Annotated in this window: 10 protein-coding genes and 3 pseudogenes; 11 read left to right on the top strand and 2 right to left on the bottom strand. The window is 46.0% G+C overall.

Annotation, left to right across the window (positions count from 1 at the left end):
- The first annotated feature begins 174 nt into the window (after nucleotides 1–174).
- Nucleotides 175–789 (top strand): hypothetical protein, encoded by a 615-nt coding sequence (locus SK39_RS27085; protein WP_156182976.1) that lies wholly within the window; start codon nucleotides 175–177, stop codon nucleotides 787–789.
- Here the strand turns inward: SK39_RS27085 and SK39_RS08535 are convergent.
- Nucleotides 772–1,323 (bottom strand): annotated as a pseudogene (locus SK39_RS08535) (MgtC/SapB family protein); the annotation flags it as partial. The gene SK39_RS27085 and the pseudogene SK39_RS08535 overlap by 18 nt on opposite strands.
- A 587-nt stretch (nucleotides 1,324–1,910) precedes the next feature.
- Here SK39_RS08535 and SK39_RS08540 point away from each other — a divergent pair.
- The 10 genes and pseudogenes from SK39_RS08540 to SK39_RS27550 form a co-directional block, all read left to right on the top strand.
- Nucleotides 1,911–2,492: a fimbrial protein gene (locus SK39_RS08540; protein ID WP_048216897.1), complete on the top strand. Its 582-nt coding sequence runs from the start codon at nucleotides 1,911–1,913 to the stop codon at nucleotides 2,490–2,492.
- 130 nt (nucleotides 2,493–2,622) lie between these two features.
- A complete protein-coding gene (gene stdB, locus SK39_RS08545) occupies nucleotides 2,623–5,115 on the top strand; it encodes a fimbrial outer membrane usher protein StdB (protein WP_048217404.1) in 2,493 nt (830 codons plus the stop codon).
- A gap of 37 nt (nucleotides 5,116–5,152) precedes the next feature.
- The gene (locus SK39_RS08550; RefSeq protein WP_048216898.1) at nucleotides 5,153–5,899 is read left to right on the top strand and encodes a fimbria/pilus periplasmic chaperone; all 747 of its coding nucleotides are present in this window, start codon (nucleotides 5,153–5,155) and stop codon (nucleotides 5,897–5,899) included.
- Nucleotides 5,896–6,957, top strand: a complete 1,062-nt coding sequence (locus SK39_RS08555) for a fimbrial protein (RefSeq protein WP_048216899.1) — start codon at nucleotides 5,896–5,898, stop codon at nucleotides 6,955–6,957. Before SK39_RS08550 ends, SK39_RS08555 begins: the two co-directional genes overlap by 4 nt.
- A 108-nt stretch (nucleotides 6,958–7,065) precedes the next feature.
- Complete coding sequence (locus SK39_RS08560; protein ID WP_048216900.1) at nucleotides 7,066–7,560, top strand: CaiF/GrlA family transcriptional regulator; 495 nt, start codon at nucleotides 7,066–7,068, stop codon at nucleotides 7,558–7,560.
- Nucleotides 7,553–8,413, top strand: a complete 861-nt coding sequence (locus SK39_RS08565; protein ID WP_048216901.1) for a hypothetical protein — start codon at nucleotides 7,553–7,555, stop codon at nucleotides 8,411–8,413. The genes SK39_RS08560 and SK39_RS08565 overlap by 8 nt, the downstream gene beginning before the upstream one ends.
- A 249-nt stretch (nucleotides 8,414–8,662) precedes the next feature.
- Nucleotides 8,663–9,100, top strand: a complete 438-nt coding sequence (locus SK39_RS08570; protein ID WP_048217405.1) for a ParB N-terminal domain-containing protein — start codon at nucleotides 8,663–8,665, stop codon at nucleotides 9,098–9,100.
- An 893-nt stretch (nucleotides 9,101–9,993) separates the two neighbouring features.
- Nucleotides 9,994–10,734 carry a hypothetical protein gene (locus tag SK39_RS08575; RefSeq protein WP_048216902.1) on the top strand — a complete coding sequence of 247 codons (741 nt, stop codon included), beginning with the start codon at nucleotides 9,994–9,996 and terminating at the stop codon, nucleotides 10,732–10,734.
- A 97-nt stretch (nucleotides 10,735–10,831) separates the two neighbouring features.
- Nucleotides 10,832–11,329, top strand: coding sequence for a restriction endonuclease (locus tag SK39_RS08580; RefSeq protein ID WP_048216903.1), 498 nt, complete (start codon nucleotides 10,832–10,834; stop codon nucleotides 11,327–11,329).
- Between the two features lie 12 nt (nucleotides 11,330–11,341).
- Nucleotides 11,342–11,522, top strand: a pseudogene (locus tag SK39_RS27550) (DUF7828 domain-containing protein); the annotation flags it as partial.
- A gap of 14 nt (nucleotides 11,523–11,536) precedes the next feature.
- Here the strand turns inward: SK39_RS27550 and SK39_RS27555 are convergent.
- Nucleotides 11,537–11,859: pseudogene (locus SK39_RS27555) on the bottom strand (integrase core domain-containing protein); the annotation flags it as partial.
- Nucleotides 11,860–11,900: the final 41 nt, after the last annotated feature.

Consider the following 11,900-nt stretch of genomic DNA (forward strand, 5'->3'; position numbering starts at 1 on the left):
ATCATAAAGAAAACTCCTACCAGTTCTCCTCATGAAGATTTGGTACGATTTCAAAATGAGACTTAAGTGTATTAAGCTTTGAGGGACCCTGGAGTCCCTCTTTTTTATTCCACGCTGAATAACATCTCCGTACAAACATCATCCCCGCTGCACCTTCCTTTCAGGAGTTAAATAATGCGTAAACAAATATCAATTACATCACCAGATAATTATCTGGCGACAATACAGTTTCGACTGGATGAAATTACTAATAGTAATATTGTTCAGGAAGACTCACATGAGGAAACGTTGCGTTATCATACTCTGGCCTGGGTAAACGCAGCCTCTTCAAATGGAAAAAAAATAGCATTCATCGCACCAGTTTTTCTGGTCCGGTGTCTGAATCCTGTAACCGGGCCAGCATATGTCCTCCCGCCATCGTGCGAATTACCGGAACCATTCACAACTGACACCCCATCTCTTTGTCATATTTTACTGAACGAGCTTCAGCGACTGGGCATGATGAAAAGGTATAAAGGGTTAAAAAATACATTAGAGTTAATAAAACAGAACTGGCTAAAAGAAAAGCTGGTTTTGACTAACTGGTATCTGTTGATGTCAGGGAAAAATTATTGGATATGCAGTGACCAGAGCACATGCAATGATAATGTTCTGGATTCAGAGATAACCCGCTGTCTTCAGGCACACGGACATCTTCATTCAGAGATAGATGCCTGTGTCTTTTTTTCACACTTCGGGTGTTGGTCAACAACTCCATATTTCTCTAACAACTTATCTGATAGCGACTGATTTCACCCCTTCAATCTTCAGAATCTCCGGACAAAGATTGCTTATTGATTTTCCTGGACGTAATGTCAGTACCAGAAATAATTCCCATACTTTATCTTCAGACGGATTTTCTTTCAGTGACCGAAAATCAAAACGGATTGACATCGTCTGCAGCATCGTACATACCCTCGAAACACTCTGCGGGCTGAGTTTGACCAGCAATCCACAGTGTCTGCTGAGCAAGCGATTACTCAATTGACGAAACACTTCCAGCACAACAAGAGTCAGAAAAGCACCGTAAATACCAATCTCGTACAAACCGCTACCTATCACCAGTCCAATGGCCGCGGTGACCCACATACCAGCGGCTGTGGTCAACCCTTTTACGATTTGCTTCTGAATGATAATTGTCCCTGCCCCCAGGACCCCCATACCGCTGACCACCTGTGCAGCGATACGGCTTGGATCTAAAGCGACATGGCTTTCCAGCAGAATATCTTCAAAACCATATTTGGAAATAATCATAAACATGGCGCAACCAATACCAACCAGGATTTAGTGATACAGATCACACAATTTAAAATAAGTAACTTAATTAATATTTTAGTGCCAAGAGGATACTAATATTTTGTAAAGAAGTTCAAAATATCAGAAAAATTACATGACACAGAAAAAAACCAATAATTAATGCTATCTAACAGTATATTTAACTTAAAAACAATTTTATATAGCAAACCAACAGAGCATTATAAAAAGCAATATCTTACAGAGATTTAAAAAATCAACAATAGGATTATTTTTCATCTACGCAGTAGCTATATAGCACATTCCATAATGATAGCAGAGATTAGAGACCTTATAATCTCTCATCCAATAGTAATTTTGCAAATTATTCTTAAATTACGATCGACTTACTCGATCGATACGATCGATATTACTACATTTAATCATTCTAAGACTTTTCTTATAAATATCCCCGCGTGAGTCAGAGTTGATGGTGTCAGTTAACCAATTCGTTTTTTTACTTCTGTCTGCCAATGTCAGCATTTATTCCATGTCAGAACGATTGTTCATACAGCCGACTGCCTCATGCCATCAAAATATTTACCCGGGACATTCTCGTTAAAAACCAAGGAATTGTTATGTTAAAAAAAACTTCACTGACCGTTTTGGCTACCGCTGCAATGATGTTTGGTGCGACGGTCTCCGCTGCACCACCAACAACTGGTCCTTTCGGGAGTGGGACAATCCATTTCACTGGTACTATCACTAACTCTCCCTGCACTGTTGCCCCTGGTGACGATGCGCTTGTCGTGTCCTTTGGTCAGATTTCTTACCGACAACTTAGTGCAGCTAACGACACCACCCCGTCACAGCCCATCGTTATTCGTCTGACTCAATGTGCATTCGACCCGGATACTGGAGCGACTAATCCCAATCCGATAGGCCTGATGTCCAAAGTTAAGGTTTCTTTCAGTGGGACTGGTACAACAGACAACAAGGGTTACGTCAGCACAGGAACCGCCCAGAACGTCGCCGTTCAATTGCTCAAGAGTGATAACAACACCGTTATTGAAGCAAACACAGCTATGCCGGACGGTGATGCCCAGCAACTGCAGGCTGGTGATAACCAGTTGCGCTTCTTTGCCCGCCTTCTCGCAACCGGTGCTGTCACCCCAGGCTCTGTAGATTCCACAGTCACTTACACCCTGACCTATATGTAATTTTTACAGCCAAATAAAAAACGCAGTGGTTATCAAAACCGTCCCGGAAGCGGCGACGGGATGGTTTTGTCTGCGAAAAGTGTATCTCCCCACTCTTTCTTACATGGACGACGACAGCGACCCCGATGCTATGAAACTGACCCGGCCTACCATATTGATAATGCTGACGTATTCCGCTTTGTCGGCACGGGCGACGGAGTTCAACGCTCAGTTGTTAAACGCGGCGAATGATAAAAACGTAGACCTGTCAGCATTCAACCAGGACGGCTATATTGCGCCGGGAAACTATTTGCTTGATATCTGGCTGAACGACCAGTCGGTACGTGAGCAATACCCGGTCAACGTGGTGCCAGTTTCAGGTAATAAGAGTTCGGTCATCTGCGTCACGCCAGGCATGGTGGATCTGCTGGGGCTTAAGGATGACATCATCCGTAAACTGAAGCCAGTTCCTGGTGTCGACGGCAGTCACTGTCTGGACCTGCACACCGCGGACAGCAAAATACGGTACAACGCCGCAGAACAGCGGCTGACCTTTACTCTGCCGCAAGCCTGGATGCAGTATCAGGACCTTAACTGGGTCCCCCCCTCCCGCTGGAGTCATGGCGTAGCCGGCGCGCTCCTGGACTATAACCTTATGGCGAACCGCTACATGCCACAACAGGGGGAGTCATCCACCAGTTACAGTCTGTACGGCACTGCCGGGCTCAACCTGGGTGCCTGGCGTCTGCGCAGCGATTACCAGTACAGCCGCTATGACAGCGGCGGCAACGCCTCTCAGTCAGACTTCTATCTGCCACAGATATACCTGTTCCGACCGTTAACACAGATACAGTCCAGGCTGACGCTGGGGCAAACGTATCTCAGTTCCGCCATATTTGACTCATTCCGTTTTGCCGGTCTGACGCTGGCAAGCGATGAGCGAATGTTACCGCCCTCCCTGCAGGGGTACGCCCCACAAATCAGCGGGATTGCGAACAGCAACGCCCAGGTGACGGTCAGCCAGAACGGACGCATTCTCTACCAGACCCGGGTCTCCCCCGGTCCCTTTGTGCTGCCTGATCTGAGCCAAAATATCAGCGGCAACCTTGATGTCTCCGTGCGTGAAAGCGACGGCACCACGCACAACTGGCAGGTCAATACTGCCAGCGTACCCTTTATGGCACGTAAAGGGCAGCTCCGTTACAAGGTGGCAGCGGGTCGTCCGCTGTACGGTGGGCTACATAACAACCGCGCTGTCAGCCCGGATTTTATGCTGGGTGAGGCCACCTGGGGGGCGTTTAATAACACGTCACTCTACGGCGGTGTCATTGCTTCCGCTGGCGACTATCAGTCCGTCGCGCTCGGGGTTGGCCAGAATATGGGACTTCTTGGCGCCGTATCCGCCGACATTACTCGCTCAGATGCGCGTCTGCCGCACGGGAAAAAACCGTCCGGCTACAGCTACCGGATTAACTATGCAAAAACCTTCGATAAAACCGGCAGTACGCTGGCGTTTGTGGGGTATCGATTCTCGGACCGCAACTATCTTTCCTTACCGGAATATCTGCAACGCGCAGCAGCAGACGGCGGCGATGTGTGGCACGAAAAGCAAAGCTATACCATCACTTACAACCAGTACTTTTCCGGGCCAGCCATGAGTGCCGCTATATCGCTCAGTCGGCTGAACTACTGGAATGCTGAATCAAACAACAACTACATGCTCAGCCTGAATAAAACCTTCAGTCTGGGCGGCATCAGGGGCATTAACGCTTCGTTGTCCCTCGCCCGCAACCAGTATGCCGGAGGCAATATGCAAAATCAGGTGTATATGTCGTTTTCCATTCCCTGGGGTGAAGGCCGCCAGATCAGCTATAACGCCCAGCGCGATAACCAGGGCAGCATGCAGCAGAATCTGAACTACAGCGATTTTCATAATCCCGACACTACCTGGAACATCAGCGCCGGTACCCACAAGGATAAAGACGGCGGCAACAACAGTAGCTTCAGCGGCAGCCTTCAGAGTCGACAGCCCTGGGGCCAGCTTGGTGCAGATGCCACCCTGCAGCCAGCACAGTACCGCAGTCTGGGTCTGAGCTGGTATGGCTCGGTCACCGCCACCCGGCAGGGTGTGGCCTTCAGCCAGTCCGTGTCCGGCAACGAACCCCGGGTGATGGTAGATACCGATGGAGTGGCCGGCATCCCGGTTGCGGGCGGGAGCGGCATCACCAACCACTTTGGCATTGCTGTGGTCAGTGGCGGCGGCAGCTATCAGCGCAGCGATATCGCGGTTGATGTTACCGCCCTGCCGGATGATGTGGAGATTACCGACTCGGTGATAAGCCAGACGCTGACAGAGGGTGCTATCGGATACCGACGGCTTAACGCCAGCCAGGGTGAGCAGGTCATGGGGAGTCTGCGCCTAGCTGACGGCAAGGCACCGCCGTTCGGCGCACAGGTGGTCTCATCACGTTCAGGGCGAACGCTGGGTATGGTTGGCGACGACGGACTGACTTATATGGCTGGCATCTGCAGCGAGGACCGACAGGGTATTGCCGTGTCCTGGGACGGCAGAGTTCAGTGTCGGTTAACCCTGCCTGAGAAGTTTACGCTCAGCCAGGGGCCACTGTTGTTGCCCTGCAAATAGACCCGGTTAAGTACAGCACTATCTGATGGAGGGAAAAGTGAAAAAAAGCAGATTAGCAAATGCGATGGCGTTCGTACTGGCGGTAGCGTGGAGCCAGGCGGGACTCGCCACCATCAACGTCGACAGAACCCGCATTATCATGAACAGCAAGGACAAAGCAGTATCCATCACGCTGAACAACGACAGCAGGGATATGCCATTTCTCGCCCAGTCCTGGGTGGATGACAGCAGCGGTAAACGGACGAACGCACTCATGGTTCTGCCACCTCTGCAGCGTATTGATGGCGGCCAGAAGACGCAGGTTCGCATCACGCAGGTACGGAGCGGAGGGCTGGAAAAACTGCCGCAGGACCGTGAAACTCTGTTCTGGTTTAACGTCCGGGGGGTTCCACCGAAGCCGGACACCACCAACGTTCTCCAGTTTGCCCTGCAGAGCAGACTGAAGCTGTTTTACAGACCCGCGTCCATAGTCAGGGGCAGCAACGATATGCCAGAGAAAAAACTGGTGGTGGAGCATCAGGGTTCCCGGATAATTCTGACCAACCCGACGCCCTACTACATTACCGTGGCCTGGCTTGGTCCCGACCGCGAGCACCGGCTGGTTGGATTCAGTGAAGCTGTGATGGTCCCTCCTTTCGGCAGTCTGCCGCTTCAGGCAACATTCCCGTCCGGTATGGCGCGCCTGTGGGTGGGCTATGTCGACGACTACGGTGGACTGCAGATGAACCGCTATACCTGCGGCGCCCTGAACTGCGCGCTTAAGGATGGGGAGGCTGCTTCATGATTAAACGGTTATTAAATCTAAATATATTGATTCTGTCAGGGTCGTTAATATTCCTTGCTGTCTGTAATTCTGCGCAGGCAGCCATCGACTGGTCATATTGTGACGCGAATGGACATGTCAGTATTCAAAATATTAATCTGAAGGGTGGGCAATATGCCACAGGTCAGGAATTACATAGGGTTACCGTTCCCATCAGTTATACCTGTTATACAAAATGGAAAAGTTACGGGCCTTCTTACTACACTACTCTTAATCTTTATAATCTGGCAGAGGTAGTCACTGCTATAAAAAAAAGTGGTCTTGGAATGGATATCATTGTTCAGGAAGGGGGAGGGTCGCCCGTAACATTTACATGGGAGGAAATACAGGCAGGGTTTTCTGGCTGGTCCAGCTCAAAGGTGTTTGGGCAACAGATGGAACCGGAGAAAGTATATAACCGAAGCGGAACACTGACGTTACGTATTTTTGTCTATCAGGTATTTACAAATACTTTTTTGAACATAAGCATGCCATCAAGCGTAATTAATATATTACCCTATAACCCGATAGGTATTAATCCACCCTCTGTTTCATTCAAACCTTTAAGCGTTTCCGCCTTTAATCTCAGGTTTATTCCTGAGAAATCTGGTAGTGTTATTATTTCACCGTCAGTGATCCGGATGGGACGTTTTTACACCGAGTATAAAGAGACTATGGAGGCCAGAGAAATCCCCTTTACGGTAACAGCACAACAAAATATCGGCACTCAGACACCGTTTGCAGCAGCACTGGCTGTAAAGTTTGAGACTAACGGCCTAACGCTTGCTGACGCAGACAGTTCCGTGACACTTAAAAATACACAAGGAGAATACAATGGCTTCAGACTGTCGATAGTTGATGAGTCCGGAACTCCGGTTAAATTTAATACGAATGCAGATATGGGGACTATTAATCTCGATAATACTTCCGGCGGCAGAATTATAAAAAAATACAGAGCAAAAGTTGAACCCATACCAGGCAATGATATTAAGACGGGTAATTTTTCTGCAGCAATGACTGTTGTTGTTAGCTATATTTAAGAGTAAAGCAATAGTTACCTTCAATAGCGAACAATGACTCATAAAACATAAATAAAAATATTTTTATTCCTCTACCATTCATTTTATATTATTAGTGGAGAAGTCTTTATGAACCCTGACAATACACATGCAAAGAAGCAACTTATCTTTCCGGAAAATGATATTCATTATCCCGGCAGGACTAACCATGATACCAGCTTCATCCCGGAAAGCGTCCGCCAGTACCATGGAGAACCTCTGTATATTTTAGTGGCATGGTGGTGTATGCAGCAACATAACTGGGTGAACCGCTGTCAGATTTCGGAAGCGTTCCGTATTCCTGTTCAGCGCGCCAGCTACCTGATGGCTTATGTGCGCAATAAAACCCGAAGGGTGATCGTTGAAAGTCGGGAGGTGTTACTGGTTAACAATGTGTACCGTTATGAAATACAGGTCACCCGCGTAATGCCTCCTGAGTCTCGTAAAAAACGAAGTCCAGGAGAAAAAAAACACCTGACCCGCAGCCGTATCGGTAATGCAGACACCTCACAGGCCACGCTTCTCTGGAATAATCTGAGAAAGGGAAATCCACACCCCGTGAAGGAGGGCATGGATAATGACTGAACCTAAAATGACATTTCCAGCAAGCGGAACCATTATCCTTTACGGTGACTGCTGGCCTGTGGTCAGTGCCGTGCAGAGTCTGGTAACGTCGATTCTACCCGACAGTCAATGCAAAGCGATTACCACTCTGCCATCACTTATAAAACAACTCACTCGGGATCCAAGGGCATTATTGATTTTATGCCTCAGACCACGGGAGCATGTTTTCCTTTTCTACGCACTCAGACAGGAAATATTTGGCCATCCGGCACTGATAATCAGCGACGAGATCTTCTTCAATGACAAACTCATACTCAGGGTGTGGGGGGATCTTCCCTGTATGATGCATGACGAATTATCCATGATGGTCACCAGTCAGCAACTCTGTGAACTGCTTACTGCCCCTCCCGGTCACTGCCCTGAAAAAAGCCTTCTGGCAGATTTTCTGAAATCTCCGACGCTCCCGGGAGGATTATCAGAGGTACCACAGATATTTCATCTGGAAGAACCTCTGATGGACTATATGTCATTGCTGTTATACCGGGAGATGCTCGACAGAAAGATCACACCATTCCGGATGCGAATGCTTCAGGCAATCTGGTCTGGCTATCAGACCCGCGAAGAGCTAATTGCAGAATTAGATGCCCCAAAAAGCAAAATATGGAATGAGAAACACCGGCTTCTTAGCCAGCTGGGGATGGATGCACGTTTACGTAACCTTTTATACGGTACCCGGTTTTGCCTTTTTCTACAGCGGACCGCATTTATATCACCAGCTGAAACGGAGCATCTACGGGCTGAAACCAGGAAACAACTGACAACCGGAACCGAAAATTACTGCACAAAAATTTTCACAAACGAAGCAACCTCATGAAGAGGTTACGCTCAAACAGCCAAAGCGACTATCAAATAAACGAAGGGTACCGGCAGAGCAAAGATCCTCCGTGCGTTAACTCAATGCAGGTGGCCATTGAAAGCATTAACGCAGAGTGACTACTACCTCATCCCATTCTATAAGCCACGATGTCACCAGCTTAATTGAAGTATTAATGCTATTAGCAGTGACAGTCATAATAGCAACGATTACGACTGGAGGCTGTCTGCAAATTCTGGAATGAAAATTATGTTACCCGAAGATATCGTACATTCACTTTCTCACTGGCTATCAGGTATGAATGATGTAGAGAAAATAGCCGCACTAAATAGCCTGCAACGATTTATACATTATCATGGACCGTTTCGCGATGAACCCGTCGGTTGCGTACAGTGGGTACCGACTGAGTGTGTCACAGCAAACGACTATAATCCGGAGACCATAAGTCCGGTCGAGCAAAAAATACTGGAGTTATCATTGGTACACGATGGTTTCACTCAACCTGTTGTTGTCACTGTAGGACGGACTGAAGATCTCCATTATCACGTAATGGATGGCTTTCAGCATTACTTTATCAGCCAGAAATCAATATTACGTAAAAGACTTCGAGGGCATATTCCGGTAACTATTATCCGTCCCCGGCAAGATGCTATTTTTTCATTGATTGCCGCAGCTACTCGTGAATAAGAGGCGCTCAAAACGAAATAGCTGTTATTTAGAATAATCCGGGGCAGGAGCATCGGGCTACTGAGCTATGTATTCCCCTCATTAACAGACAGGGGTTTAATGCTGTTCAGCAAAAGAACACCTGTCCGTGGATTCCCTATAATCCTTTATCCCCTCTCCGAGCTATATGATTCTCGAACTGATACCACCCACACCTTATCGGTTCGATACAACCTCACAGTTTTTCGAACTTTCCCTAATGCTGTCTCAATAACCACAATCCCCGTATGTGTCTTTCTTATTCGTTTGTACATCGCTCCCCCTATAACACTGTCAACGCCTACCCCTTGATGCCAATGATTCTTAACTCATTGGCATCATCATATCTTTTCGTATTTTTAGAACAATCACTACACTTGGTTCACACTCCGACTATATGGCCATTATCTTTATCAAGAATTCTTTGATCTTCATAAAAACTAGAGCTAATCCAGTCACTGATTGAGATTAACTTTCAAGATTCAGTAAACTACTCGCTTTAAACACCTGTAGTATCGCTGATATACATACATCGCAATGATGCCAAATCAATAAGCAAGGAATAACAACCCTACACTCAAATAAATAAATAAATTTTATTATCACGATAAACACACCTTGCTTTAGAACAACAGATAAATCAGCATTAATTCTCATATAGGCCCATCGATTTATTCTAATTATTTCCGGAACATCACGATGAGAAGAGAGTTCTGCATTTTGAGAAAAAAATAAAGTGGATACGATTAACGACATAGCTGTATTTGTATCAACAAGTGATATCTAAAACAATTCATCTGTACTGAAACAGTATAACTCGCTATGCTGTCCTAGTTGGCGTGAGTGTTTATATTACGTGTTTAAGGAGTATAATAATGTCATCGATTTCTGGGATTGATATTGTTACGGGATTGTTAATCCCCGTAGTTCTGTATTTGATAAAAAAAGTCATTGACTGGACAGGAAAAATCGTTGGTAACCCACGACCTAAACGAAAATACCAGTTTGATAAAATTCCTGCGGATAAGAAAGTAGAGATTTTTTCAAAAATTGATGCATTAAAAGAAAAAACAACAACGCCGCATGTTCTTGTTCAGATGAAACTTTTATATGAACAACTGGGAATGTATTTGCCTGTGTGGCATTGTCACCAACTGGTTTCCTGTATGGCGGCTAAAAATATTAGCTCGCTGGATGTACGTCTGCGAGGTTTTCTGAAAAACACTATTATCGGTCACTATCCTGAGGAAGGGTTCAGTGTTAACACTAAGATTGTCCGCAGATCCTACATGATAACTACCTTGTTCGGGGTATTTGCAGTTGCTATGTTTATCTATGCAGGATGGGATGCCATCTATTCTTTCTGGAGAAGCAAAGAAACAGGGTTGTTTATCTTGTTTTTATTGATTTATGCTTCCGCTATTATTAGTGTTATAGGTTATATAATTTCCCAGATTGAAGATATCTACCTGGGATCTAAATTTGGGCATTTATTCGAGACTTGGCTCAGGAACCAACCACCGTGTAACGATGTGAACCCTGATACTTCTGCAGCAACGCCAACTGAGGAGCAAGCATCATCCGAAGGCCCTCAAGAAGATTCTCTCGCGAGTTAACATGATTTATTAACGGGAGAGAACCGTTTGAAGTGCGCTTTTCTCACAATCACTATGCGTTTGACATTACCTAATTGCTTACTGCAGGAGGCTGATTATGAAGGGTATTGGAACTGTACTTCAGGCTGGATACCTTAAACTGGATCACAGTATGAAAACCTACTCAGTTCGCACAGAGAATACTCTTTTGTTTACCGGTCATTTTGCCGATCTTGATCCTCATGGCTGGGGTTCTCTTTACGAAAAATTTACTGGTCAGGCATTTGAGGCTGAGGGCTATGAAGTGGAATATAGAGGGCTCACAGCAGGGTTTAATGATGGCGGTATCGACCTTATTCTGCGAAAAGGGGATGACACTATTTTTGTTCAGTGCAAACATGCTTTTAAATCTTCACTATCTCGCAACTCCATTGAGAATATCCTGTATAAAGCAGGAAATTATATAAGCCATAATATGTCCACGAATAGAGTACATCTGTGGTTAGTTGTGCCTGATGCTAAACGAATAAAATGGAAACGGTATTTTTTACGGCACAACACTACACAGAATAAAGTTAAACTTGCTTTGATTGAAATCCGTATGCTATCTATCTGACGTCTTGATTTTATAGTTGCACAGACTGCTCCTTACGACCGCTACACCTATCACCTCTGCGGCAGTATGCTGCAATACTATCCTGAATACGACACGAAACGCCCGTGGTTTGAATACCTGGCCAACACACTGACAGACAACGGGGTGACAACATTGCCCGTATGCATATACTGAAGCAAGGGAAGTAAAACTGTAAGTACATTTGTTTTAGTTCCACGCACTTTTTGAGAGTCCAGGGTTTTCGGTCATCAGTCGGTACTCTTCCGGGATCAGTTATTCAGAGATTCATGAGGCTCCTCGCTGTTATATTCCACCAGCCAGCGCTCTGTGATTTTCCGTGACTCATTTAGGGTTATGAACATAATATCTCTATAAAATAGATCCAGTTAAAACGTTCGTTAACATTTCATTGATTTACCTGATTTAATAAATCTTTGCATCACGCCATGCTCTTCAGCCTATTTCACCAGAGCCAGTGAGACTAATTTCAGCCCATTGCCCATCCGCATCTTCAATAGATAACTGTCGTTATATTTCTGTAAAGGGAGAAATAACCTCCCCATACTAGCTA

The organism is Citrobacter sp. BIDMC107, from assembly GCF_001037575.1.
Classification (GTDB): Bacteria; Pseudomonadota; Gammaproteobacteria; order Enterobacterales; family Enterobacteriaceae; genus Citrobacter; species Citrobacter freundii.